Genomic DNA, 25,302 nt, shown 5'->3' on the forward strand with positions numbered 1-25,302 from the left:
GGCTGGGGCGGGCCGTGGCCGCGGGTGGCGGTCTGGCACGGCACGGGCGACACCACGGTGGTGCCGGCGAACGCGGCCGAGTCGCGTGACCAGTGGACGGACGTCTGGGGTACGGGTCAGACGCCCGCGGAGACGACGGCGCTGCCGGGCGGCACGACGAGGGCTTCGTACCAGGACGCGTCCGGCCGCCCGGTGGTGGAGACGTACACGGTCTCGGGCATGGGCCACGGCCTGGCCGTCGACCCGGGTACGGCGCCCGGGCAGTGCGGCACCGCGGGCACGTACTACCCGGACCGCATCTGCTCCAGCTTCTACACCGCGCAGTTCTGGGGCCTGCTGTGACACCGGCGCCCGGCGGGCCCGGCCGCCCGGCCGGGCCCGTCACCTCGCCGCCGCGGGCGGGGAGAGCATGGCGTGCACCTTCACCGCCAAGTGCGCCTGGAGCCCGTGGTCGCCATGCCGCCACTGCGGGGTGTGTCCGTTCTATTTACAGTCCCGGATCGAGTTCGGCGCCAGCAGAATGTGCATGGCCCACCGGGTTGAGAGGGGCTGAAGGATGTCGCCAGTGGCTCGGTGGTGGCGGTCATGGATCTTCTGGCGGATGGACTCCGGTTCCTCCGGCGAGGGCCCTGCCCCCGCTGCGGGTCGAGGGCCGCGTCGATCCGCGTCTGCTGGTAGGCGTTGGATCACTGCCTCATGACACTGCCGCCACGGCGAACGGGATGTCCGCGAGCGACGCGTAGCCCTGCTCGCCGTGCACCGTCTCCGCCTTGGGGTGCACCGGCACGATGCGCTTGCCGAAGCGCTGGAGCACCCGCGCCACGGCGTAGGCCGCGCGTGAGGTGTTGTTGGACAGGCCGACCACCGCCCAGGTGTCGCAGGTCGAGGTCAGGATTCTGCGGATGGTCTCCTGGTCTGCGTACATGATCCGTCCAACACCGCCGGCCGGGCCCCGATTCCTCCGGTCGGCCCGGCGCGGGCGCGGGCGGCGGCGGGGCTAGGGTGGCGGGATGCGCGAGGGGTATCAGACCGTCGCCCGGGAGGGCGTGCACGAGACCGAGGTGAACCGCTCCCGGTTCGTGTGCACCCTCGCCCCCGCGGCCACCGAAGCCGAGGCGCAGGCCGTCCTCGCCCGGGTGCGCGCCGCGTACCCGGACGCCACCCACCACTGCTTCGCGTACGTCATCGGCGCCGACGCCGGGGTGCAGAAGTCCGGCGACGACGGCGAGCCCGGCGGCACCGCGGGGCTGCCCATGCTGCAACTGCTGCTCCGCCGCGAGCTGCGCTATGTCGTCGCCGTCGTCGCCCGTTACTTCGGCGGCACCAAGCTCGGCGCCGGCGGGCTCATCCGCGCCTACGGTGGCGCGGTCGGCGCCGCCGTGGACGCGATGGGCACCGTCACGCGGCTGCGGATGCGGCTGGTCACCGTCACCGTCGACCACGGGCGGGCCGGCAAGGTGCTCGGCCACCTGCATGCCGCCGGGCGCGCCGTGCGCGGCGTGGCGTACGGCGAGAACGCCGAGATCGACGTGGCCGTACCCGCCGGGGAACTCGACGAGTTCCGCTCCTGGCTGGCCGACGCCACCGCCGGAAGCGCCGAACTCCGGCCCGGCGACGAGGTGTACGGCACCGGGTGAGACGGCTGGTGCCTGCGCGGGTGTCGTACCGCGCAGATACAGTCGGGCGTCATGCGCTTCCTGCACACCTCGGACTGGCACCTGGGCCGCTCGTTCCACCGGGTCAGCCTCCTCGACGCCCAGGCCGCGTTCCTCGACCACCTCGTCGCCGTGGTGGCCGAGCGCGGCGTCGAGGCGGTGCTCGTCGCCGGGGACGTCTACGACCGTGCCCTGCCGCCGCTGGCCGCCGTGGAGTTGTTCGACGGCGCGCTGCACCGGCTCGCGGAGCTGGGCGTGCCGGTCGTCATGATCTCCGGGAACCACGACTCGGCGCGCCGGCTCGGTGTCGGCGCCGGGCTGCTGGACCGCGCGGGCGTCCATCTGCGCACCGACCCGGCGGGCGTCGGCGAGCCCGTCCTGCTGCGGGACGACGCCGGGGACGTGGCGTGCTACGGGCTGCCGTACCTCGAACCGGCGCTGGTACGCGAGGAGTTCGCCACCCCCCGCGGCGGTCACACCGCCGTGCTCTCCGCCGCCATGGACCGGGTGCGCGCCGACCTCGCCGCCCGCCCGGCCGGCACCCGCTCCGTCGTCCTCGCGCACGCCTTCGTCACCGGCGGTCATGCGTCCGACAGCGAACGGGACATCACCGTCGGCGGCGTCGCCTCCGTGCCCGCCGCCGTCTTCGCCGGCGTCGACTACGTCGCGCTGGGCCACCTGCACCGCTGCCAGACCCTCGCCGAGCGCGTGCGCTACTCGGGCTCCCCGCTCGCGTACTCCTTCTCCGAAGCCGCCCACCGCAAGTCGACGTGGCTGGTGGACCTCGACGCCGACGGCGGCGTCACCGCCGAGCGCGTCGAGACGCCCGTGCCGCGGCCCCTGGCGCGGCTGCACGGCCGGCTGGCGGACCTGCTCGCCGACCCGGATCTGACGCCGCACGAGGGCGCCTGGGTCGAGGCCACGCTCACCGACGCGGCCCGGCCGCACGAGCCGATGGCCCGCCTCGCGGAGCGCTTCCCGCACGTCGTCAGCCTCGTCTTCGCCCCCGAGGCCGCGGACGGCACGGCCGGCGCCGCGTCGTACGCCGCCCGTCTCAGGGGCCGCGACGACCGCCAGATCGCCGAGGACTTCGTGGCGCATGTCAGACCCGGCGCCGCGGCGACGGCGGACGAGCGGGCCGTGCTGCACGCCGCGTTCGACGCCGTGCGGACCGCCGACGCGCGCGAGGAGACGGCCCGATGAGGCTCCACCGGCTCGCGGTCGCCGCCTTCGGCCCCTTCGCCGGCGCGCAGGAGGTCGACTTCGACGCCCTGTCCGGCGCCGGCATCTTCCTGCTGCACGGCGCCACCGGCGCCGGCAAGACCTCCGTCCTCGACGCCGTCTGCTACGCCCTGTACGGCGGCGTGCCCGGCGCCCGCCAGGGCGGCGCGCTGCGCAGCGACCATGCCGAGCCGCACACCCCGACCGAGGTCACCCTCGACTTCACCATCGCGGGCCGCCGGCTGGAGGTCACCCGCAGGCCCGCCCAGCCGCGCCCCAAGCGCAACGGCACCGGCGTCACCACGGAGCGGGCCACCAGCCTGCTGCGCGAGCGCGACCCGGCGGCCGGCGAGTGGCGTGGCCTCAGCCGCTCGCACCAGGAGATCGGCGAGGAGGTCGGCCGCCTGCTGGGCATGACCCGCGAGCAGTTCTGCCAGGTCGTGCTGCTCCCGCAGGGCGACTTCGCGCGCTTCCTGCGCGCCGATGCCGAAGCCCGGGCCAAGCTGCTGGGCCGCCTCTTCGACACCGGCCGCTTCGCCGCCGTCGAGGACCACCTCGCCGAGCTGCGCCGCCGCTCCCAGGAGGCCGTCCGCGACGGCGACGAGCGGCTGCTGCACCTGGCCCACCGCATCCGGCAGGCCGGCGGTCCGGCCGCCGGCGGCGACCCGGACGGCTGGTCACCCGACGCCGCCAAGCCGGGCGAGGCCGATCTCGCCGGCGGCGTGCTCGCGTACGCGGCCGTCGCCCGCGCCACCGCCCGCGAACTTGCGGACGCCGCGGACCTGTCGCTGCGTACCGCGGAGTCCGCCCACGCGGCGGCGGACGGCCACCTTCAGGACGTCCGCGAACTCGCCCGGCTGCAGCGGCTGCACGCCGACGCCCGGCAGCGGCAGCAGGCGCTGGCCGGACGGCAGCAGGAGCGCGCTGCGCTCGGCGAGAAGCTGCGCCGCGCCCGGGCCGCCGCCGCCGTGGCGCCCGCCCTGGACCTGCGCGACCAGGCCGCCGCCGCGGCCCGCCGCGCCACCGGGGCCGAGGAGGCGGCCCGCGCCGCGCTGCCCGGGACCGTCGCCGGCGGCGGCCCCGAGCAGCTCGCCGCGCACGAGGCCCGCAGCCGGCAGGAGCTGGGTGCCCTCGACGCCGCCCGCGCCGCCGAGGCCCGCAGCGCCGAGATCGCCCGTGAACTCACCGTGCTGGACGAGGAGTCCCGCGCTGACGAGGGCGTGCAGCGCGAGGCCGCGGGCTGGCTCGACAACTGGGACGCCCTGCGCGGCGGCCTCCAGCGCCGCGTGGACGAGGCCCAGGGCGCGGCCACGCGCGCGGAACAGCTCGCCGCCGAGCACGAGAGCGCCGGCCGCCGCCTCGACGCCGCCGAGCGCCGCGACGACCTGGACGGCCAGGCGGACGAGGCCCGGCGCGCGCACCTCGACGCCGGCGAGCGCGCCGGGCAGGCGCACGAGACCTGGCTGCGGCTGAAGGAGCGGCGCCTGGACGGCATGGCGGCCGAGCTGGCCGCCCGGCTCGCGGACGGCGAGCCCTGCCCCGTCTGTGGCTCCGCCGCGCACCCGGCCCCCGCCCGCGCCGACGGCGCCCACGTCGGCGAGCGCGAGGAGAACGAGGCCCTGGCCGCGTACTGCGCCGCCGAGCGCGTCCGCGAAGAGGCCGCCCTGCGGCTGGACTCGCTGCGGCAGGCCCGTGACGCCGCCGCCGAGGCGGCGGGCCAGGAGAGCCGGGACGCGCTGGCCGCCGCCGTCGAGCAGGTGGCCGGGGAGCTGCTCAGGGCCCGGGAGCTGGCCGCCGGCGCCCTGGCCGTACGCGAGCAACTGGACCAGGCGCACGAGGAGCACGCCCGCCGCGTCCGCGCCCGGCGGCAGGCCGAGAGCCGCGCCGCCGCCCGCGCGTCCCGGGCCGACGCGCTGACCGCCGAGCGGGCGGCCCGCGACGCCGAGGTGGAAGACGCCCGCGGCGGTGCCGCCGGTGTCGAGGAGCGCGCGGCCCAACTGACCTCGCTGGCCGACCGGCTGGCCGTCGCCGCCCGCGCCGCCCGCGAGGCCGCGGCAGCCGCCGACCGCAGCAAGGACGCCGACGCCCGCGTCGCCGACGCCGCCTACCGCGCCGGCTTCGAGACCCCTGAGGAGGCCGCCGCCGCGCTGCTCGAACTGGCCGCGCTGCGGGAGGTGGAAGCGCGGCTGGAGGAGTGGCAGGCCGAGGAGGCGGCCGTGGCCGAGGCCCTGGCCGAGCCGCGTGCCGCCGCGGCTGCCGCGCGGCCACCGGCCGCCGTCGCCGCCGCCGAGGAGTCGTTCGCCGCCGCGGGCCGCCGGCTGCGTACCACCGCGACCGCCCGTGACAACGCGCGCGAGCGGTGCGACGCCCTGGCCGGGCTCTCCGCCGAGGCCGCCGACCGGGTGCGCCGGCTCGCCCCGCTGCGTACGCGGCACCACCGGGTGTCCCGGCTCGCAGCGCTGGCGGCCGGCACGTCCGCGGAGAACGAGCGGAAGATGAGGCTGGAGTCGTACGTGCTGGCCGCCCGGCTCGAACAGGTCGCGGCTGCCGCGACGGCCCGGCTGGCGCGGATGTCGTCCGGCCGGTTCACGCTGATGCACTCGGACGAGCGGACGAGCGGGCGGGGGCGCCACGGCCTCGGGCTGCACGTCGTGGACGCCTGGACCGGCACCGAGCGGGACACCGCCACCCTCTCCGGCGGCGAGTCGTTCTTCGCCTCCCTCGCCCTGGCCCTCGGGCTGTCCGACGTGGTCGCCGAGGAGTCGGGGGGCGTCAGGCTCGACACCCTCTTCATCGACGAGGGCTTCGGCAGCCTGGACGAACAGACCCTGGACGAGGTGCTGGACGTCCTCGACGCGCTGCGCGAGCGTGACCGCACGGTGGGCATCGTCAGCCACGTGCCGGAGCTGCGCCGGCGGATCCCCGCCCAGCTGGAGGTCGTCAAGGGCCGCTCGGGCTCGTACGTACGGCACCGCACGGCCGCCGACCGCTGACCGGCCGCACGGCTCCGGGCCGCGGAGAGGCATACGGCCGCGACCCCGCAGGGGTCACGGCCGCCGCCTCACGCCGGGTTCACCCGGGCTGCCCGGATTGATCCGCGCTCACCCGGGCTCACCCGGATTCACAGCGCCGACAGCTCGGCTTCCAGGTCGTCCAGCCCGAGCGAGCCCTGCGACAGCGCGGCCATGTGCCACGCCTTGGCGTCGAACTCCGCGCCGCGCGCCTTGCGCGCTGCGTCCCGGCCGCGCAGCCAGGCCCGTTCACCGAGCTTGTAGCCGATGGCCTGCCCCGGCATCGACAGGTAGCGCGTCAGCTCGCTCTCCACGAAGTCCGCGGGCCGCCCGCTGTGCATCCCGAAGAACTCCTGCGCCAGCGCCGGCGTCCACCGCTCGCCCGGGTGGAAGGGGGAGTGGCCCGGGATCGGCAGCTCCAGGTGCATGCCGATGTCGACGATCACGCGCGCGGCGCGCATCATCTGCGCGTCCAGATAGCCGAGCCGCCGCTCCGCGTCGGTGAGGAAGCCCAGCTCGTCCATCAGCCGTTCCGCGTACAGCGCCCAGCCCTCGCAGTTGGCGCTGACCCAGCCGAGCGTCGACTGGTAGCGGGAGAGCTGGTCCTTGACGTACACCCACTGGGCGAGCTGCAGATGGTGCCCCGGCACGCCCTCGTGGTACCAGGTGGAGACCAGGTCGTAGACGGGGAAGCGGGTCTCGCCCATCGTCGGCAGCCAGGTGCGCCCGGGGCGGGAGAAGTCCTCGGCGGGCGGCGTGTAGTACGGCGCGGCGGCGCCGCCGGGCGGGGCGATCCGGGACTCCACCCGGCGCACCGGCCCGGCCAGGTCGAAGTGCGTGCCGTCGAGGGCCTCGATGGCCTCGTCCATGATCCCCTGCAGCCAGTCGCGGACGGCGTCCACGCCCTCGATGTGGGCGCCGTGCTCGTCCAGGTGCTTCAGCGCCTCCCACGGGGTGGCGGCGCCGGGCAGGATCTTGGCGGCCTCGGTCTTCATCTCGCCGAGCAGCCGGTGGTACTCGGACCAGCCGTACGCGTACGACTCGTCCAGATCGAGGTCCGCGCCGTTGAAGAAGCGCGACCAGCGGGCGTAGCGTTCGCGCCCGACGACGTCGGGCGAGCCGGCCGCGGCGGGCGTGTACACGTCGCGCATCCAGTCGCGCAGGGCGCCCACGGCGGCGGTGGCCTCGCCCGCCGCGGCGTCCAGCTCCCCGCGCAGCGACTCGGGGCCGGCGGCGGTCAGGTCGCCGAACCAGCCGCGGCCGTCGCCCGCCCACTCGGTGAGCTGGCCGGTGAACGTCGCGGTCGCCCGCGGCCCGCCGAACAGCCCCTTGCCCACGCCCTCGGCCAGCGACTGCCGGTAGCCCTCGACCGCCGCCGGGACCGCCCGCAGCCGGGCGGCGATGTCCGCCCAGTCGTCCTCGCGGGCGGTCGGCATCAGCGTGAAGCACTCGCGCATCAGGTGCACGGGGGAGTGGATGTTGCTGACGGCCCGCAGGCCCTCCTCCGCGTCGTGGACGGCGAGTTCGGCGGTCAGCCGCTCCCGCAGCAGCCGTCCGCACCGCCGCTCCGCGTCGGTGTCCGCGCCGGGCAGCCGCTCGGCCTCGTCGAGGGCCGCAAGGGTGGCGCGGCCCAGCTCGGCTACGGCCTGCTGGCCGTCGGGGGAGAAGTCGGGGAGGGTACGGGAACTCTCCGGCACGCCGAGCATCGTGCCGCTGATGGGGTCGAGGTCGATCAGGTCGTCGACGTAGGCGTCCGCCACCTGCCGGGGCAGTCGCTGGTTCGTGGAGTCGGGCATGCGGGCCATCCTCGTACACGGGGGCAGGCGGCGTCATCACCGAAACGGCGTCACGCCTGCGGAGGCAGCAGCGGACCGCACTCCCAGTGCTGGAAGACCAGCCGCGTCTCCACCCGGACCACCTCCCGGCGGGAGGTGAACTCGTCCAGCACCAGACGCTGCAGGTCCGCCGCGTCGCGTACGGCGACGTGCAGGAGGTAGTCGTCCGGCCCGGTGAGGTGGAACAGCGCGCGGGACTCGGGCAGCGAGCGGACCCGTTCGACGAACGGGCCGATCAGGTCGCGGCGGTGCGGACGCACCTGCACCGACAGCAGCGCCTGAAGACCGCGGCCGAGCCGCGCCGGGTCGAGCGCGAGCCGGTGGCCGGTGATCACGCCGGCGCGGCGCAGCCGGGCCACGCGGTCCAGGCAGGTGGACGGCGCGACGCCCACGGCGGCGGCCAGATCGCGGTTGGTGGTCCGGGCGTCGTTCTGCAGCACCCGCAGAATCTCCAGGTCCACCGGATCGAGAGCAGGCGAATCGGCCATCGGCCGAACGTAGCACGGGCCTCACCCGCACCAGCCCGTACCAGCTTCAGCATCGGGGCATGGAGATCCCGACGCGTTCACTCGCCACCGAGGCCGTGCACGCGGGCCGCGACGACCTCGCCGCCCTCGGCCTGCACGCCGCCCCGCTCGACCTGTCCACGACCTACCCCTCCCGTGACAGCAAGGGCGAAGCCGCCCGTATCGACGAGTTCGCCGCCACCGGCGCTCCGCTCGAAGGACCGCAGGTCTACGGCCGGCTCGGCAATCCCACCGTCGCCCGCTTCGAACAGGCCCTTGCGCGGCTGGATGGCACCGAGTCCGCCGTCGCGTTCGCCAGCGGGATGGCCGCGCTCAGCGCCTGCCTGCTGGTACGGGCCGGCCTCGGCCTGCGGCACGTCGTCGCCGTCCGGCCGCTCTACGGGTGCAGCGACCACCTGCTCGACAGCGGGCTGCTGGGCACCGAGGTGACCTGGACAGAACCGGCGGGCGTCGCCGACGCCATCCGCCCGGACACCGGCCTGGTGCTCGTCGAGACCCCGGCGAACCCCACGCTCGCCGAGACGGACGTGAGGGCCGTCGCGTACTCCTGCGGCTCGGTCCCGCTGCTCGTCGACAACACCTTCGCCACCCCCGTCCTGCAGCGCCCCGCCGAGCACGGCGCCCGGCTGGTGCTGCACAGCGCCACCAAGTACCTCGGCGGCCACGGCGACGTGATGGGCGGGGTCGTCGCCTGCGACGGGGAACTGGCCGGCGCGCTGCGCCGGATCCGCTTCTCCACCGGCGGCGTGCTGCACCCGCTCGCCGGCTACCTGCTGTTGCGCGGCCTGTCGACCCTTCCGGTACGGGTACGGGCCCAGTCCGGGGCCGCCGCCGAACTGGCCCGCCGGCTCGCCGGCCACCCGGCGGTGACCCGGGTGCGCTATCCGCGGCTCGGCGGCGCGATGGTCGCCTTCGAGGTGCGCGGCGACCCGCACGCGGTCATCGCCGCCGTGCGGCTGATCACCCCGGCGGTGAGTCTCGGCAGCGTCGACACCCTCATCCAGCACCCGGGTTCGATCAGCCACCGCATCGTCGACCCCGCCGACCGCCGCTCTGGCGGGATCGGCGAGCGGCTGCTGCGGATGTCGGTCGGGCTGGAGGACGTGGACGACCTGTGGGCGGACCTGAGCGCGGCGCTCGACGCCGCCGCGGACCCGCGGGCGGAGGGGACTGACGGCGCTGACACCGCTGAAACCGCCGCCGTCAGCGGTGCCCGGCGGGACGCGCCGCGGGGCTGAGCCGCTCGTCCAGATGGGCGGTGACGATCAGCGTCGCGCCGTCCACCTGGTACTCCAGCGGTACGCCCGCCTTGCGTACGGTGGCGGCCAGGGCGGCGTCCAGCGCCCGCGCCACCACGTACACGGTGCCGTAGCCCATGCCCGCCGCCGTCGCCAGCAGCCGCCGCAGCAGGTCCGTGCCGAGGCCGCGGCGCTGCCAGGCGTCCTCCACGAGCAGCGCCACCTCCGCCTCGTCGCCGTCCCACAGCAGGTGGCCGAGGGCCACCAGCCGGCCGCCGGCCGTCTGCACCGCCAGCGTCCGGCCGAAGTGCGGGCTCAGCAGGTGCCGCAGATAGCCGTCGGCCTCGCCCGGCGGGCCCTGGTAGCGCATGGCCAGCGTCCGCCGGGAGCAGCGCCGGTGCATCGCCACCGCGGCGTCGTGGTCCTCCGGCCCCGCCTCGCGGACCGTGAGCAGGCGGGTGGCGCGCGGCCCCGTCGCGTCGCGGCGGCGCGGCGGGCGCACCCGCGGGCGGCGGTCGGGCAGGGGGTGGTCGCCCGGCCGGGCCACGGCGGCGGCCGGGTACGGGCCCGGCGCTGCGGGCACGCGGCGCGGGCCCTCCGTCGGTGCGGTGTGATCGGCCATGAACTCCAGCTTTCCGGACGGGTATTGCGTGATCAAGAACGAGCTGTGGCCGGATGGTAAAGGGCGAATCGGACCCGTGGGGTCGGTTTTCAGCCGTCGTTCGTGAGCCGCCGCAGTACCCGGCCGCAGCGCCGTGCGTACGCGCGCTGGAAGACGCCCAACAGCGGCCCCATGGTTGCCACCCACCGCGCGGCCGGCCGGCTGTACGCCGTGACGGTCAGCCAGACGGCGCCGTCCTCCGCCCGCTCCACGACGAACGCCTCCTCACCCGTCTCCGGGTGCCCCGCCAGCGTCCCGTACCCGAAACCGGCGCGCCGCTCGCCCTGCTCCGCCCACACCACGCGGCAGGGCGCGAGGATACGCAGCGGGCGCCGGCCGAGGCCGACGACGAGCCGCACGCCGGGCGCGGCGCGCGGCTCGTCCGCGTCGATGGTGACCCCGACCGCCCGGTGCATCCGGAACGTCAGCACCGCCTCGGTGGCCGCCCGGTACGCCGCCGGGCCCGAGCCGACGCGGGTGCGTACCGCGAAGGCGTCGAAGCCCGCCAGCGTGCGGCCCTCGCGGGTGGCGCCGACCGGGGCGTACGTGAAGTCGTCCACGTCCCGCAGCGTACGTGCCGTCCGGCGGCCCGCCGCCGGACGGCACGCAGCCGCTCCGGCTACTGCCCCACGAGCCCCGGCCGCAGCACCTTCGTGAACAGCACCGCGCCGCCCTCCTCGCGCAGCCGCACCGTCAACTCGCGGCTGCCGCCGTCGATCTGCACCTCGCCGTAGAACTGGAAGCCCTGGCTCGGCGCCACGTTGGCCGTCTCCGGCGCCTTGAGGAACACCCGCTCAGGACCGAACGTGCCGTCCAGCGCGCTGCCGGGGAACGCGCCCGCGTGCAGCGGCCCCGTGACGAACTCCCAGAACGGCGCGAAGTCCGTGAACCCCGCCCGCGCCGGGTCGTAGTGCTGCGCCGAGGTGTGGTGCACGTCGGCGGTCAGCCACACGGTGCCCGTGATCCGCCGGTGCTTGATGTGCCGCAGCACCTCGGCGATCTGCAGTTCCCGGCCCAGCGGTGCGCCGGGGTCGCCCTGCGCGACCGCCTCGACGTTCGTGCCGTCGAGCACCACCAGGCCCAGCGGCATGTCGGAGGCGATGATCTTCCACTCCGCGCGGGAGCGCTCCAGCTCCCGCTTCAGCCAGGCCAGTTGCTCGCGGCCGAGGATGCCGTGGACGTCGTCGGGGGCGAGCCCGTCGGAGTTGGCGTTGCGGTACGTGCGCATGTCCAGCACGAAGACGTCGAGCAGCGGGCCGTACGAGACCCTGCGGTAGATCCGGCCGGCGCCGTCGGCGCGCAGCGTGGGCACCGGGAAGTACTCGGCGAACGCGCGCCGGGCGCGGGCCGCGAGCACGTCGGCGCGGCGCTCCGTGTAGCGCTCGTCGGTCAGGATCTCGCCCGGATACCAGTTGTTGACCACCTCGTGGTCGTCCCACTGCGCCACGATTGGCACCTGCGCGTTGAAGCGGCGCAGGTTCCCGTCGAGCAGGTTGTAGCGGAAGTTGCCCCGGTACTCCGCGAGCGTCTCGGCGACCTTCGCCTTCTCCTCGGTGACCAGATTGCGCCACACCGTGCCGTCCGGCAGCGGCACTTCGGCGCTCAGCGGCCCGTCGGCGTATACGGTGTCGCCGCTGTGCAGGAAGAAGTCCGGATCGAGCCGCTGCATCTCGGAGAACACGCGGTAGCCGCCGCGGTCGGGGTTGATGCCCCAGCCCTGGCCGGCGACGTCGCCGGACCAGACGAAGCGCACGTCCTGGCGGTTCCCCGGGGCCGTACGGAACGTGCCCGTGACCGGTTCGCCGGAGCGGCGCGGGTCGGCCGCGTCCTCCAGCACCACCCGGTAGTGCACCTGCTCGCCGGGCGGCAGCCCGTGCAGACGTACGGTGCCGGTGTAGTCGGTGTCCGGGCCGAGCAGCGGTCCGGGGCGGCGCTGCACCGTGCGGAAGGACTCGGTCGCGGAGGTCTCCACGACCATCCGCGCCGGGCGGTCGGCCCGTACCCACACGGTGCCGCCCTGGGCCGTCACATCGCCCACCTGCACGCCCCACGCGGCCTCCGGCCGGCCCGCGAGCGCCTGTGCCGGAGCGCTGCCGGACAGCGCGGGCACCGCCAGCGCGGCGGATGCGGCGAGGCCGCCGCGCAGCACTGAACGGCGCGCGGTGCCGCCGGTCGCTCTGTCTCCCGTGTTCACGTGGTCTCCCGTCGACGTGCGGATCTTCGTGCGCCGTCAGACCTACCGGCATGTGTTGCCCATGACACGAACGACAAGTGAACAACTGCCCTGGGACACGGGGGAAGTGCGCCGCGCGGGGAGGGGATCCACGAGCGGCCGGGATTGGACAGGTGGGCATCTCATCAGGTGATATGGAGGGGTGGCATACGGCACCGAAGTCGACGTCTTCGAGGAGCACCGATCCGTCCTGATGGGCGTGGCGTACCGCATGCTCGGCGCGTTCGCCGACGCGGAGGACGTGGTGCAGGACACCTGGCTGCGCTGGTCGGCCGCGGACCGCGACCGGGTCCGCGACGCGCGCGGCTATCTGGTGCGGATCGTCACCCGCCTCTCCCTCGACCGGCTGCGCCAGACGCAGGCCCGGCGGGAGGCGTACGTCGGCTCCTGGCTTCCGGAGCCGCTGGCCACCGACGTCCGCGGCGACTCGCTGCCGGACAGCTCGGAGCGCGCCCTGCTCGACGAGTCGGTGACGCTGGCGATGCTCGTGGTGATGGAGTCGCTGTCGCCGCTGGAGCGGGCCGTCTTCGTGCTCCGGGAGGCGTTCGGCTTCCCGTACGCGGAGATCGGCGCGATGCTCGACCGCTCCGACGAGGCCGTGCGCCAGCTCGCCGGCCGGGCCCGGCGGCATGTCACGCAGCGCAAGCCGCGCTTCGACGTGGACACCACCGCGCAGCGCGACATCACCGAACGGTTCCTCGAAGCCGCCTCCGGCGGCGACATGGAGGGGCTGATGGCGCTGCTGGCCACGGACGTGGACGTGGTCTCGGACACCGGCGGCAAGGCGAAGGCGCCGAGGCGCGTGATCGAGGGCGCCGAGCACACCGCACGGCTCTTCATCGGCGGTTCGCGCGGCACCACCTACCCGGTGCCGGAGCCGCAGTTCGTCTTCCGCGAGATCAACGGCCAGCCCGGGCTGCTGGTCCTGTCGAAGGGCGAGCCGGACACGGTCATGGTGCCGCAGCTCCGGGACGGCCGGATCGCGCGTATCTACGTCATGCGCAACCCGGACAAACTAGGCGGTGTCCGCATGTGACGAACGGCCGCTAGAGCCCGCCGGCGACCCGCAGCACCGCACCCGTGGTGTACGACGCCTCCCCGGACAGCAGCCACGCCACCGCGCCGGCGATCTCCTCGGGTTCCCCGGGCCGGCGCATCGGCACCCGCTCCGGGTTGCGCCACGGGCGCTCGGGGTCGCCCATCGCCGCGTGCATGTCGGTGACGGTCATCCCGGGCTGCACGGAGTTCACGCGCACGCCCTCGGGGCCCAGCTCCTTGGCAAGCCCGAGGGTCATGGTGTCCACGGCGGCCTTGCTCGCCGCGTAGTGCACGTACTCGCCGGGGCTGCCGAGGGAGGCGGCGCCGGAGGAGATGGTGACGATCGCGCCGCCGCCGCCCCCGTGCCGGGTGGACATCTCGCGCACCGCGCGCCGGGTGCAGATGAAGGTGCCCATGACGTTGACGTCCAGCACCCGGCGCATCACGTCGAGGGACGTCTCGTCGAACCGGCCCAGCGGCCCGGTGATCCCGGCGTTGTTCACCAGCCCGGTGACCGGCCCCAGCCGCTCGCGGGCGGTGTCGAACAGCGCGTCCACCTGCTCGGCGTCGCTGACGTCGGCGCGTACGGCCACACACGCCACCCCTTCGGCCCGCGCCTCGGCCGCGACCCCCTCCGCCGCGGCCTCCGCCCGCTCGTAGACGAGCGCGACGGCGTGACCGGCGCGGGCCAGCCTCCGCACGATCGCCGCGCCGATGCCGCGGCTGCCCCCGGTAACCACTGTGACCTGGTCCATCGCTGCCTTTCCGCCGTCCATCGGATCGCCGGACGGACCGTACCGCAGAGGCATTGGTCTTGACCAAGTCCGGGTGGCGTCCTACTGTCGGCGAGAGATACTGCAACAACCTTTCATAAACAACCGCGCATAAAGGCGGCCAGGCCGACGGGGATTGCGAGGATCAGGTGGGGACCACGCAGCCGGACACCGTGACCGAGCTGAAGTACTGGCATCTCAAGGGCGTCATCAGCGAGGCGCTGGAGTCCGAGTTCTCAGTGGGGGAGATCCTGCCCAACGAGCGCGAGCTGGCGGCCCGCTTCGGCGTCGCCCGCGCGACCCTGCGGCAGGCGCTCGACCAGCTGGAGCTGGAGGGCCGGCTGCAGCGCAGGCGCGGCGTCGGGACGACGGTCGCGCCGCCGCGCGTCGGTGTGCCGGTGGGCTCCCCGCGGCAGATGTGGCCGGGTGAGGGCGACGACGGCTGGGAGGCCGTCGACGCCGCCGCGGTCGCCCCGCCCGCGGCCGTCGCGCGCATGCTCGGCACGGACGCGACGGAGCCGGTGCACCGGGTGCACCGCTCGCGCAGCCGCAACGGGCAGCCGGTCGCGGCTGAGCTGATCTACGTGCCGGGTGTCTCCGCGCCCGGCTTCAGCCGCGGCGACACCTCCGCCGGCGCCATCCGCGCCCGCGCCGTGCTGCGCGAGCTGTACCGGCTGCCGCTGGAGGGCCAGGACCGCACCGTCGAGCTGGGCTCGGCGCGCGCGGAGGACGCCCGCGAGCTGGACCGGCTGCCGGGCGCACCGGTGCTGGTGGTCACGACGCGCTACGTCTCCGGGGGGCGCACCGCCGCCGTCGCGGTCTCGACGTACCGCGCGGACACCTGCCGGCTCACCCTCGACGCCGACGAGCCGGTGCTGGCGAGCTGAGCCGCCGCCCCCGTCGTACGGACCGGGCGGGCGGCTCCGCGCGGAGCGGGAGAACGCAGGCAGCAACTCAGGCAGCGGGGTGGGCCGGGCGCGCACACCCCGCCCGGCCGGTCCGTCACCGGCGTGCCGTGACCGTGCTCTCCACGGCGAACAGCTCCTCGTCGAGGTGGTCCAGGGCCAGCCGCAGCGCGCCCGTGGCCACCGCCGCCTCGCCCAGCAGCGACAGCACGACCTCCGGCGGCCTGAGGCAGTAGCGGGCCAGCTCGGTGTGGAGCGGCTCCAGCACGTCGTCCACGCCCGCCGCCCAGCCGCCGATCACCACCAGCTCCGGGTCCAGGGCCAGCACCAGCGCGGCGACGTCGTGCACCAGCCGCTGCATGAACCGGTCCACGGCCCGGCGGGCCCGCTTGTCGCCGCCCTGCGCCAGCGAGAAGACCTCGGCCACCGCCGGCTCGTCCAGCGGGTGCAGCGGCTCCCCGGTGACGCTCAGCAGCTTCTCCGGCGTCGCCTCCCGGCCCAGCAGGTGCAGTGCCCCGATCTCGCCCGCCGCGCCGCCGAAGCCGCGGTGCAGCCGCCCGCCGATCAGCGACCCGGCGCCCGGGCTCAGCCCGGCGCGGACGAAGACCACGTCCGCCGAGTGCCGGGCGGCGCCCTTCCAGTGCTCGGCGACGGCAGCGGTGTTCGCGTCGTTCTCCACCAGCACCGGGCAGCGGAACGAACGGCCCAGCCGCTGGGCGAGGTTGATGCCCGTCCAGCCGGGCAGCGCCGCGCTCAGCCGCACCATGCCGTCCGCCTCCACGATGCCGGGGCTGCCGACGCCCACCGCGCGCAGCGTGCTGCGCGCCACGCCGGTCCGCCGCAGCACCTCCTGCACCACGGTCCGCACGGCCGCCAGCCGGTCGTCGGCCTCCGCGGTCTCGGCCACGGTGCGCGACGCCGAGCCGCGCAGCCGGCCGTCGAGGTCGGAGAGCAGGACGGAGACCCGGTGCGGGCCGATCTCGATGCCCAGCAGATGGCCCGACTCGGCGTGGAAGCGGAACGTGCGGGCGGGCCGGCCCTGGCGCCGCGTCGTGCCCTCCTCGGCGGCGGCCTCCACCACCAGGCCACTGGCGGCCAGGCCCTCCAGTACGCCGTCCAGGGTGGGCCGCGACAGCCCGGTGGTACGCACCAGCTCGGTCAGCGTCGCCGGGCCCTCGTCGCGCAGCGCGCGCAGGACGACGGCGGAGTTGATCCGCCGCAGCAGGGACGGATCCCCGCCGGTGAGCCGAGCCAACGTCAGCCTCCCTGAGCGTGCTTCGGATAGCGGATCGTATCCGCTATCCGCCCGCGCCGGGAGCGACAAAGCCCGACTCGTACGCTGTGATCACCGCCTGTGTCCGGTCCCGGGCTCCCAGCTTTGCCAGCAGCGCACTGACGTGCGATTTGACCGTCTCGGTGCCGAGCACCAGCTCCGCGGCGATCTCGGCGTTGGTCAGGCCGCGGGCGATGAGCCGCAGCACGTCGCCCTCCCGGTCGGTCAGCCGCGCCGCCGCCACCGCCGCCCGCGCCTCCTCGTTGCCGCGCCCGGCGGCCAGCGACCGCAGCGCGGCCGGGAACAGCAGCGACTCGCCCTCGGCGACGAGCCGCACGGCGTGCACGATCTCCGCCGGCCGGGCCCGCTTGAGCAGGAAGCCGTCGGCGCCGGCGCGCAGCGCCCCGTACACGTACTCGTCCTCCTCGAAGGTGGTCACGACGAGGATCTTCGGCGGCGAGGGGAAGGCGCGCAGCACCGCGCGGGTGGCCTCGATGCCGTCCATCAGCGGCATCCGTACGTCCATCGCGACGACGTCCGGCGCCAGCGTGCGCACCAGCGGGATCACCGCGGCGCCGTCGGCCGCCTCGCCGGCCACCTCGATGTCCGGCTGTGCTTCGAGGATCGCCCGCAGTCCGGCGCGGACCAGGGCGTCGTCGTCGACGAGGAGGACGGAGACGGGCACGGCGTCACTGTATCGGCAGCGTGACCCGCACCCTCCACTCGCCGTCGCGGGGTCCGGCGACGGCCTCGCCGCCGAGCAGCGCGGCCCGTTCGCGGATCCCGCGCAGCCCGCTGCCGCCGGGTCCGGAGGCCGCGGCCGCCGCTCCGGCGCCCGTGACCGGAGTCGCCGCCTCGGCGGCCAGCTTGTTGCACACCTGCAGTTCCAGCCCGGTCGCCGAGGCCGTGATACGTACCGTGACCGGCACCGGGCCCGCGTGCCGGAGCACGTTCGTCAGGCACTCCTGCACGATGCGGTAGCCCTCACGGGACACCGGCCCCGGCACCGTCTCCAGCGGGCCCTCGATCTCCGCGCTGATCGCGGCGCCGGCGCCGCGCGCGGACGCCACCAGCCGCTCCACCTCGGCCAGTCCCGGCCGGCGGGACGGCGGCGTGCCGTCCTTGCGCAGCAGCCGCAGCACCCGCTCCAGGTCCTCCAGCGCCTCCCGGCCGGTGTCCTCGATCGCGGTCAGCGCCCGCTCGGTGAACTCCGGCGACCCCGCCGCCCGGGCGGCCCCCGCCTGCACCACGGCGACGGTCAGGGCGTGCCCGATGGTGTCGTGCAGCTCGCGGGCGAGCCGGTTGTGCTCCAGCAGCCGTTCGGTGCGCTCCTCCAGCGCTGCCAGCCGCTCGGCGGCCGACGGGCCGAGCAGCCGGAGTGCCAGCGCCGCGATCAGCGTGCCGAACGCCCAGCCGACCACCAGCAAGGCCGCGACCGCGACCGGGACGAGCAGCGGGTACGACCCGTGCCATGCGCCGGGCAGCGGCACGACCTCCGCGTCGAACGACCGCCACAGGTCCGCGGTGGTCAGCGCGGTGGTCAGGAAGACGCCCTGGACGGCGACCACGGCGGCCAGCAGCCCCAGCCACATCCGCAGCACCAGCCAGACGAACACCCGGCCGCGGTCGGCCCACGAGACGGCCGGCGTGTGTGCGAGCCGCGGCTCCTGTTGCCCCTGTGCGCCGTGCGGGCCGGGGAACAGCAGCAGCCGGGCCTGCATCGTCTCCAGGACCCGGGTGGCGGGGATGGCCGCGGCGACGGCGAGCAGCGGCACCGGGGCGACGGCGAGGACGCCGTAGCTGACCAGGGGCGGCTGGTTCTCCGTACCCCAGATGAAGGCGCCCAGCAGTGCCAGCGTGGCGGCGATGAACAGATGCAGCCACCGGGTGTACGTCACCGCACGCAGCACCGGTCGCAGCGGGCGGGGGAGGTTCCGGGCAGCACGTGGCACGCCGTCCATCGTGCCAGCGCGGCGCGGGTGCCGGCTCCCCCGTACGGGGGAGGGCGAACCCGCGCGCGGGGGAGGACCCGGTACGGCCCCGGCCGGCAGCGTGGCCCGTATGACAGCACCAACAGCCATCGAGGTCCGCGAACTGACCAAGGACTACGGGGACGTCCGGGCGCTCGACGCCGTGACGTTCACCGTCCGGCCAGGCCGGGTCACCGGCTTCCTCGGCCCCAACGGCGCCGGCAAGTCCACCACCATGCGTCTGGTCCTCGGCCTGGACCGGGCCACCTCCGGCACCGCCACCGTCGGCGGCCGTCCGTACCCGGAGCTGACCGACCCGCTGCGCCACGTCGGCGCGCTGCTCGACGCGCAGGCCGCCCACGGCTCCCGCTCCGGCCGCGATCACCTGCGTGCGCTGGCCGCGAGCAACGGCCTGCCGGACGCCCGCGTCACCGAGGTGCTGCGGCTGACCGGGATCGAGTCTGCCGCGGGCCGGCGGGTGCGGACGTACTCGCTGGGCATGCGCCAGCGCCTCGGCATCGCCGCCGCGCTGCTCGGCGACCCGCCGGTGCTGCTGCTCGACGAGCCGTCCAACGGGCTCGACCCCGAGGGCATCGTGTGGATCCGCGGGCTGCTGCGCAAGCTGGCCGGCGAGGGCCGCACGGTGCTCGTCTCCAGCCATCTGATGGCGGAGACCGCGGCGTTCGCCGACCACCTCGTGGTGCTCGGCCGCGGCCGGCTGCTCGCCGACTCGCCGCTGGCGGAGTTCGTCGAGGGCCAGACCGGCCTGGAGGAGGCGTACCTCCGGCTGACCGCCTCCGCGGCGGAGTTCACCAGCGAGACCGGGGAGGTCTGAGAGATGAATGCCACCGCCGTTCTCCGCGCCGAGTGGATCAAGATCACGACGCTGCGCGGCACCGTGTGGTCGCTGGCGTGCGTGCTGCTCGTCACCGCCGGCTTCGGGATCCTCGCCAGCGGTGTCCAAGGCGGCGCCGAGACCGTCGACGGCGACTTCGACCCGCTCTTCTCCGTCCTGACCGGGGTGGGCCCAGGTCAGATCGCCGCGATCGTCTTCGGCACGCTCGCGGTGTCGTCCGAGTACCAGAGCGGGCTGATCCGCGCCACGCTGGCCGCCGTGCCCCGGCGCGGACTGCTCTACGCCGCCAAGCTCGCCCATGTCGGCGGGCTCACGTTCGCCGTCGCGCTGCCCACGACGCTCCTGTCCTTCCTGGTCGGCGGCGCCGCGCTCGGTGACCGGGCCCTGGGGCTCGGCGACGACGGCGCGCTGCTCGGCGTGGTGGGCGGCGCCGTCTACCTCACGCTCATGGCGCTGCTCGCCGCGGGGCTCGCCGCCGTGCTGCGCAGCGGCATCGCGGTGCTGGGCATCCTGATCCCGTTCGTGCTGGTGGTGTCGATGGTGCTCGGCGTCGGATCGTCGGCGGGAGTCGCGGACTACCTGCCGGACCGCGCCGGGCAGCAGGTGCTCTTCGCCGACCCGCCGACGGACGTCCCCCCGCTCGCCGGCCTGGCCGTCACCGCCCTCTGGGCGGGGGCCGCGGTGCTGGCCGGCTGGTGGACGCTGCGCCGGCGGGACGCGTAGCCGGGGAGCACAGGAATGCTACGGGGCCGGGGCGGGCCGCGTCACAGGATCGCCCCGGGCGCGTACCCCGCCGCCTCCGGATGCCGCTTGACGACCTCCTCGACCCGTGCCGTCACCGCCGCCACCTGCTCCTTTGCCGCGCCGGTGAACGACAGCCGGTCGGCCATCAGCGCCTCCAGCCCGGCCCGGTCCAGCGGGATGCGGTCGTCGGCGGCGAGCCGGTCGAGGAGTTCGTTGCGCTCGGCGCCGCGCTCGCGCATCGCCAGGGCCGCGGCGACCGCGTGCTCCTTGACGACCTCGTGCGCCTCTTCCCGGCCGACCCCGGCCCGTACCGCCGCCATCAGCACCTTGGTGGTGGCCAGGAACGGCAGATAGCGGTCCAGCTCGCGGGCGATCACCGCCGGGAAGGCGCCGAACTCGTCCAGCACCGTCAGGAACGTCTCCAGCAGCCCGTCCAGCGCGAAGAACGCGTCCGGCAGCGCCACGCGGCGCACCACCGAGCAGGACACGTCGCCCTCGTTCCAGGTGTCGCCCGCCAGCTCCGCGGTCATCGAGGCGTACCCGCGCAGGATCACCATCAGGCCGTTCACGCGCTCGCAGGAGCGGGTGTTCATCTTGTGCGGCATCGCGGACGAGCCGACCTGGCCCGGCTTGAAGCCCTCGGTGACCAGCTCGTGGCCGGCCATCAGCCGGATCGTCTTCGCCAGCGACGACGGCGCGGCGGCGACCTGCACCAGGGCCGCGACCACGTCGTAGTCCAGCGAGCGCGGGTAGACCTGGCCGACGGAGGTGAAGGCGCGGGCGAAGCCGAGGTGGCCGGCGACCCGGCGCTCCAGCTCCGCCAGCTTCGCGGCGCCCTCGGTGCCGCCGCCGAGCAGGTCGAGCATGTCCTGCGCGGTGCCGACGGGGCCCTTGATGCCGCGCAGCGGATAGCGCGCGAGCAGGTCCTCCACGCGGCCGTACGCGGTCAGCAGCTCGTCAGCGGCGGTGGCGAACCGCTTGCCCAGCGTGGTGGCCTGCGCGGCGACGTTGTGCGAGCGGCCGGCCATCACCAGCGCGGCGTGCTCGCCGGCCAGCCGGCCCAGCCGGGCCAGCACCGCGACGGCGCGGTCGCGCACCAGCTCCAGGGACTGCCGCACCTGAAGCTGCTCCACGTTCTCGGTCAGGTCCCGGGAGGTCATGCCCTTGTGGATCTGCTCGTGCCCGGCGAGCGCGTTGAACTCCTCGATACGGGCCTTCACATCGTGCCGCGTGACCCTCTCGCGCTCGGCGATCGAGGCGAGGTCGATGTCCTGAAGCACCCGCTCGTAGTCGGCGACGGCGCCCTCGGGCACCTCGATCCCCAGATCCCGCTGGGCGCGCAGCACGGCGAGCCACAACTGCCGCTCCAGGACGGCCTTGTGCTCGGGGGACCAGAGGGCGGCCAGCTCAGCGGAGGCGTAGCGGGCGGCCAGGACGTTGGGGATGCGCGGCTTGTTCACGTGGGGAGATTCTACGGGGCCGGGCGGGCGGGGTGCGGACGGCGGCCGGTGGGGGCCGTACGGGGGCGGGCGGGTGCGCCCGCGCGCGGGGCAGGCGTCAGGCGTCGTACGGCAGCAGCTCCGGGCGCTTCGGCGCGCGGCCGTCGCCGGACGAGCGGCCGGTGAGCCGGCGGTGCACCCACGGCAGCAGGTGCGTACGGGCGAAGCGGACGTCCGCGGCCCGGCGGGTGAGCCACGGCGGCTGCGGCCCCGGCGGGGGCAGCGGGCCGGCCCAGTCGCAGGCGGGAGCGCCGCCCAGCGTCTGCCACACGGCCTCGCCGACCCGGCGGTGGCCCTCGGGCGTCAGGTGCAGCCGGTCGTCGGCCCACAGGCGCACGTCGCTGAGCACATCGGCGCCGTAGAGGTCGACGACCAGCGCGCCGTGCCGCGCGGCGAGGTCGTCCACGTGCGCGAAAAGCCGCTCCATCCGCGGCCTGACCCGCTCCAGCACCCGGCCGTCGCGCCCCGGGCTGCGCATCAGCACGAGCTGCTTGCAGCTCGGCGCCAGCCGCGCCACGGCCTCTTCGAGCAGGCCGCACACCCGGTCCATGTCGCAGCGCGGCCGGATCGCGTCGTTGAGGCCGCCGACGAGGGTGATGACGTCGGCATCCATGGCGGCGGCCCGGTCGACCTGCTCGTCGAGGATCTGGCGGATGAGCTTGCCGCGGACGGCCAGGTTCGCGTACCGGAAACCGGGCTGCGCAGCCGCGAAGCGGGCCGCGAGGAGGTCGGCCCAGCCGCGGTAGGCGCCGTCGGGCTGCAGGTCGGACATGCCCTCCGTGAAGGAGTCGCCGACCGCGACGAAACTGGTGTAACGGGCATTCACGTCCATCGATCCTACCCGCCGCCCAGGGCTGCCCCTCCGGCGGCCGGGCGCAGGTCAGGACTCCAGGCCGACCAGCTCGCGCAGCACGTCCTCCATGGTCACCAGCCCCGTCACCCGGTCCTCCGCGCCGGTGACCGCGGCCAGGTGGGTGCGGCTGCGGCGCATGGCGGTCAGCACGTCGTCCAGCGGCGCGCTCGCGCGCACCCGGGCGATGCGGCGCATGGCCGTGCGGGGGAAGGGCGTCTCCCGGTCGGCGGCGCCGAGGGCGTCCTTGACGTGCAGATAGCCGAGGATGCGGCCGTTGTCGTCCACCACGGGGAAGCGGGAGAAGCCGGAGTCCACGGCCAGGGCCTCCAGCGCCTGAGGGGTGACGCCGACGGGCGCGGTCACCACGTGCCCGGTGGGCACCACGACGTCGCCCACCGGCCGGCGGCCCAGCTCCAGGGTGTCGCGCAGCCGCTCCGCGGAGCGGTCGTCGAGCAGCGCCGCCTCCGCGGAGTCCGCCACCATCCGGGCCAGGTCGTCGTCGGAGAACGACGCGGCGATCTCGTCGCGGGTCTGCACCCGCAGCAGCCCGAGCAGCCCGTTGGCGAAGGCGTTGACGGCGAAGACGACGGGGCGCAGCGCGCGGGTGAGCGCGACCAGCGGCGGGCCGAGCAGCAGCGCGGAGCGCACCGGGTCGGCCAGCGCCACGTTCTTCGGCACCATCTCGCCGAGCAGCATGTGCAGGTACGTCGCCGCGGCCAGCGCGATCGCGAAGGAGATCGGGTGCACCAGCCCGTGCGAGATGCCCACGGCGTCGAAGAGCGGCTCCAGCAGGTGCGCGATGGCCGGCTCGGCGACGATGCCGAGGACCAGCGTGCACAGGGTGATGCCGAGCTGCGCCGACGCCATCAGCGTGGAGACGTGCTCCAGGCCCCAGATCACGCGGTGCGCACGGCGGTCGCCGTCCTGGGCGTACGGCTCGATCTGGCTGCGCCGCACCGAGATGAGGGCGAACTCCGCGCCCACGAAGAAGGCGTTGAGCACCAGCGTCAGCAGGCCGACGAGCAACTGGACGAGCGTCATCCGGGCTCCTTCCGCCCGGTCGCCGCACCGCCGCCTCTGCCGCCTCTTTCCCTCTTGCTGCCGGGGTCGCCGGTGCCGGGGCCGCCCGCGCCGTCGCCGTCGGGCTCCGTGCCCGGCGGCGGGGCGTGCAGCAGCACGCGCGCCGCGCGGCGCCCGGCCGCGTCCACGACGTCCAGCCGCCAGCCCCCGACGTCCAGCGCATCGCCGTCGACGGGGATGCGGCCCAGCTCGGTGGCGACCAGCCCGGCCAGCGTCTCGTACGGGCCCTCGGGCACCCGCAGGCCGATCTCCGCCAGTTGGTCGGGGCGCACGCCGCCGTCAGCGTCGAAGAGCATCCGCCCGTCGGGATCCGCGCCGCTGCGCAGCAGGTCGGGCGTCTCCAGCGGGTCGTGCTCGTCGCGCACCTGACCGATGACCTCCTCCACGACGTCCTCCATGGTGACCACACCGGCGGTGCCGCCGTACTCGTCGATCACGACCGCCATGGAGCGCTTGTCCGTGAGCCTGTCCATCAGATGGTCGACGGGCAGCGTCTCGGGCACCAGCACCGGGTCCCGCAGCAGCCGGGTCAGCGGGTGGCGGGCGCGGCGGTCGGCGGGGACCCCGAGGACGTCCTTGACGTGCACGTAGCCGAGGACGGTGTCCAGGCTGCCGCGGTAGACGGGGAAGCGGGACAGGCCGGTGGCGCGGGAGGCGCTGACGACGTCCTCGACGGTCGCGTCCGCCTCCAGCGCCACGACCTGCATCCGGGGCGTCATCACGTTCTCCGCGGTGAGGTCCGCGAGCCCCAGGGTACGGACGAACAGCTCGGCGGTGTCGGCCTCCAGCGAGCCCTTCTTCGCCGAGTGCCGGGCCAGCGCGGCCAGTTCCTGCGGGCTGCGCGCGGAGGCCAGTTCCTCGGCCGGCTCCAGGCCCATCAGCCGCAGCACCCGGTTGGCGGTGTTGTTCAGGTGGCGGATGAACGGGCGGAAGACGGTGCTGAACGTGCTCTGGAAGGCCGCGACGCGCTTGGCCATCGCCAGCGGGCGGGAGATGGCCCAGTTCTTGGGCACCAGCTCGCCGACGACCATCAGCACGACGGTCGACAGCGCCGTGCCCAGCACGAGGGCGACGCTGGAGGTGGCCGACTCGGGGACGCCCACCGCGCGCAGCGGGTCGCGGAGCAGGGCGGCGATGGACGGCTCGGCGAGCATGCCGACGACGAGGTTGGTGACGGTGATGCCGAGCTGCGCGCCGGAGAGCTGGAAGGCCAGGCTGCGTACGGCCTGCAGGGCGCCGGCCGCGCCGCGGTCGCCGCGGTCCACGGCTCGTTCCAGCTCGGCCCGCTCCACGGTCGTGAGCGAGAATTCGGCGGCCACGAACACGCCGCAGGCCAGGCAGAGTGCCAGGGCCAGGGCCAGCAGCAGCACTTCCGTCATCGGGTCACCTCCGTCTCATGATCACGCAGGGCCGCGGCGGTCGCGCGGCGACCGCGGTCAGCCGGCCGCAAGCGGCTTGACCCAGCGGCTCCACTGCTCCTGGCGTACGTAGCCCCCGGCCTGCCAGGCGCGGTGCGCCCGCTCGTTGCGGTTCAGCACCATCGCGTCCGCACGCCGGCCGCCGAAGGCGGCGAACCGCCGCTCCGCCGCGGCCAGCAGCGCCGTGCCGACGCCGCGGCGCCGGTGGCCGGGGTGCACGGCGAGCCGGTACAGGTGGCAGCGCCAGCCGTCGAACCCGGCGATGACGGTGCCTACCAGCTCCCCGCCGCGCTCGGCCAGCAGCAGCGCGCCCGGGTCGCGCTCCAGCAGCCCCGTGACGCCCGCCTCGTCGTCGCTGACGGATGTGCCCTCCGCCGCCGCCTTCCAGAACGCGAGTACGGCCGGCACGTCTGCGGGCTCCGCGGCCCGGATCTGGAGATCGTCCATGACCGGCATCCCATCACCGCGGGCCTGCCCGCGTCGACCGGATTCGGCTCGGGCCCGGGCCACTG

Annotated in this window: 22 protein-coding genes and 2 pseudogenes; 9 read left to right on the forward strand and 15 right to left on the reverse strand. The window is 75.2% G+C overall.

Annotation, left to right across the window (positions count from 1 at the left end):
- Positions 1-342, forward strand: a 342-nt coding sequence (locus B124_RS29765; protein WP_496506088.1) for an alpha/beta hydrolase family protein, incomplete at its 5' end; no start/stop codon positions are given.
- Positions 343-700: 358 nt separating this feature from the next.
- Here the strand turns inward: B124_RS29765 and B124_RS29770 are convergent.
- A pseudogene (locus B124_RS29770) lies at positions 701-925 on the reverse strand (CoA-binding protein); the annotation flags it as partial.
- 85 nt (positions 926-1,010) lie between these two features.
- On the opposite strand from B124_RS29770, the gene B124_RS29775 reads away from it, so the two are divergent.
- Genes B124_RS29775 through B124_RS29785 form a run of 3 tightly spaced genes read left to right on the forward strand, consistent with a single transcriptional unit; the run spans position 1,011 to position 5,869 of the window.
- Entirely contained in the window at positions 1,011-1,637 is a 627-nt protein-coding gene (locus tag B124_RS29775; protein WP_496506089.1) for a YigZ family protein, read from the forward strand.
- A 51-nt stretch (positions 1,638-1,688) separates the two neighbouring features.
- On the forward strand, positions 1,689-2,858 hold the full coding sequence (locus tag B124_RS29780; protein ID WP_496506090.1) for an exonuclease SbcCD subunit D: 1,170 nt from the start codon (positions 1,689-1,691) through the stop codon (positions 2,856-2,858).
- Positions 2,855-5,869 carry an AAA family ATPase gene (locus B124_RS29785; protein WP_496506091.1) on the forward strand — a complete coding sequence of 1,005 codons (3,015 nt, stop codon included), beginning with the start codon at positions 2,855-2,857 and terminating at the stop codon, positions 5,867-5,869. The genes B124_RS29780 and B124_RS29785 overlap by 4 nt, the downstream gene beginning before the upstream one ends.
- A gap of 128 nt (positions 5,870-5,997) precedes the next feature.
- Here the strand turns inward: B124_RS29785 and B124_RS29790 are convergent, their stop codons facing one another.
- Together B124_RS29790 and B124_RS29795 are read right to left on the reverse strand one after the other, a co-directional pair.
- On the reverse strand, positions 5,998-7,683 hold the full coding sequence (locus tag B124_RS29790; protein WP_496506092.1) for a DUF885 domain-containing protein: 1,686 nt from the start codon (positions 7,681-7,683) through the stop codon (positions 5,998-6,000).
- A gap of 50 nt (positions 7,684-7,733) precedes the next feature.
- The gene (locus tag B124_RS29795) at positions 7,734-8,210 is read right to left on the reverse strand and encodes an Lrp/AsnC family transcriptional regulator (RefSeq protein ID WP_496506093.1); all 477 of its coding nucleotides are present in this window, start codon (positions 8,208-8,210) and stop codon (positions 7,734-7,736) included.
- Between the two features lie 59 nt (positions 8,211-8,269).
- Here B124_RS29795 and B124_RS29800 point away from each other — a divergent pair, with 59 nt between their 5' ends.
- Positions 8,270-9,487, forward strand: coding sequence for a trans-sulfuration enzyme family protein (locus B124_RS29800; RefSeq protein ID WP_496506094.1), 1,218 nt, complete (start codon positions 8,270-8,272; stop codon positions 9,485-9,487).
- On the opposite strand, the gene B124_RS29805 is transcribed toward B124_RS29800, so the two are convergent.
- From B124_RS29805 to B124_RS29815, 3 genes are all read right to left on the reverse strand, one after another.
- A complete protein-coding gene (locus B124_RS29805; protein WP_496506095.1) occupies positions 9,453-10,109 on the reverse strand; it encodes a GNAT family N-acetyltransferase in 657 nt (218 codons plus the stop codon). The genes B124_RS29800 and B124_RS29805 overlap by 35 nt on opposite strands.
- A gap of 89 nt (positions 10,110-10,198) precedes the next feature.
- The gene (locus B124_RS29810) at positions 10,199-10,708 is read right to left on the reverse strand and encodes a DUF1990 domain-containing protein (protein ID WP_496506096.1); all 510 of its coding nucleotides are present in this window, start codon (positions 10,706-10,708) and stop codon (positions 10,199-10,201) included.
- Between the two features lie 59 nt (positions 10,709-10,767).
- Positions 10,768-12,297 carry an alkaline phosphatase D family protein gene (locus B124_RS29815; protein ID WP_496506133.1) on the reverse strand — a complete coding sequence of 510 codons (1,530 nt, stop codon included), beginning with the start codon at positions 12,295-12,297 and terminating at the stop codon, positions 10,768-10,770.
- Positions 12,298-12,574: 277 nt separating this feature from the next.
- On the opposite strand from B124_RS29815, the gene sigJ reads away from it, so the two are divergent.
- The gene (gene sigJ / locus B124_RS29820) at positions 12,575-13,417 is read left to right on the forward strand and encodes an RNA polymerase sigma factor SigJ (RefSeq protein ID WP_496506134.1); all 843 of its coding nucleotides are present in this window, start codon (positions 12,575-12,577) and stop codon (positions 13,415-13,417) included.
- Between the two features lie 10 nt (positions 13,418-13,427).
- On the opposite strand, the gene B124_RS29825 is transcribed toward sigJ, so the two are convergent.
- The gene (locus B124_RS29825) at positions 13,428-14,174 is read right to left on the reverse strand and encodes an SDR family oxidoreductase (RefSeq protein WP_496506097.1); all 747 of its coding nucleotides are present in this window, start codon (positions 14,172-14,174) and stop codon (positions 13,428-13,430) included.
- 167 nt (positions 14,175-14,341) lie between these two features.
- Here B124_RS29825 and B124_RS29830 point away from each other — a divergent pair, with 167 nt between their 5' ends.
- Entirely contained in the window at positions 14,342-15,079 is a 738-nt protein-coding gene (locus B124_RS29830; RefSeq protein WP_496506098.1) for a GntR family transcriptional regulator, read from the forward strand.
- 115 nt (positions 15,080-15,194) lie between these two features.
- Here B124_RS29830 and B124_RS29835 read toward each other — a convergent pair whose 3' ends face one another.
- From B124_RS29835 to B124_RS29845, 3 genes are read right to left on the reverse strand one after another with little or no spacing between them, the layout of a single operon-like run.
- A complete protein-coding gene (locus B124_RS29835; protein WP_496506099.1) occupies positions 15,195-16,352 on the reverse strand; it encodes an ROK family protein in 1,158 nt (385 codons plus the stop codon).
- Between the two features lie 43 nt (positions 16,353-16,395).
- A complete protein-coding gene (locus B124_RS29840; RefSeq protein WP_496506100.1) occupies positions 16,396-17,055 on the reverse strand; it encodes a response regulator transcription factor in 660 nt (219 codons plus the stop codon).
- 4 nt (positions 17,056-17,059) lie between these two features.
- On the reverse strand, positions 17,060-18,331 hold the full coding sequence (locus tag B124_RS29845; protein ID WP_496506101.1) for a sensor histidine kinase: 1,272 nt from the start codon (positions 18,329-18,331) through the stop codon (positions 17,060-17,062).
- 100 nt (positions 18,332-18,431) lie between these two features.
- Here B124_RS29845 and B124_RS29850 point away from each other — a divergent pair.
- A pseudogene (locus tag B124_RS29850) lies at positions 18,432-19,100 on the forward strand (ABC transporter ATP-binding protein); the annotation flags it as partial.
- A 78-nt stretch (positions 19,101-19,178) separates the two neighbouring features.
- A complete protein-coding gene (locus B124_RS29855; RefSeq protein WP_496506102.1) occupies positions 19,179-19,919 on the forward strand; it encodes an ABC-2 transporter permease family protein in 741 nt (246 codons plus the stop codon).
- A gap of 41 nt (positions 19,920-19,960) precedes the next feature.
- On the opposite strand, the gene purB is transcribed toward B124_RS29855, so the two are convergent.
- From purB to B124_RS29880, 5 genes are all read right to left on the reverse strand, one after another.
- Positions 19,961-21,400 carry an adenylosuccinate lyase gene (gene purB, locus B124_RS29860; protein ID WP_496506103.1) on the reverse strand — a complete coding sequence of 480 codons (1,440 nt, stop codon included), beginning with the start codon at positions 21,398-21,400 and terminating at the stop codon, positions 19,961-19,963.
- Between the two features lie 97 nt (positions 21,401-21,497).
- Positions 21,498-22,271, reverse strand: a complete 774-nt coding sequence (locus B124_RS29865) for an SGNH/GDSL hydrolase family protein (RefSeq protein ID WP_496506104.1) — start codon at positions 22,269-22,271, stop codon at positions 21,498-21,500.
- Between the two features lie 48 nt (positions 22,272-22,319).
- Complete coding sequence (locus B124_RS29870) at positions 22,320-23,333, reverse strand: hemolysin family protein (RefSeq protein ID WP_496506105.1); 1,014 nt, start codon at positions 23,331-23,333, stop codon at positions 22,320-22,322.
- Positions 23,330-24,751 (reverse strand): hemolysin family protein, encoded by a 1,422-nt coding sequence (locus B124_RS29875; protein WP_496506106.1) that lies wholly within the window; start codon positions 24,749-24,751, stop codon positions 23,330-23,332. The genes B124_RS29870 and B124_RS29875 overlap by 4 nt, the downstream gene beginning before the upstream one ends.
- A 57-nt stretch (positions 24,752-24,808) precedes the next feature.
- Entirely contained in the window at positions 24,809-25,246 is a 438-nt protein-coding gene (locus tag B124_RS29880) for a GNAT family N-acetyltransferase (protein WP_496506107.1), read from the reverse strand.
- Positions 25,247-25,302: the final 56 nt, after the last annotated feature.

The sequence above is a fragment of the Streptomyces sp. CNP082 genome, assembly GCF_059570535.1.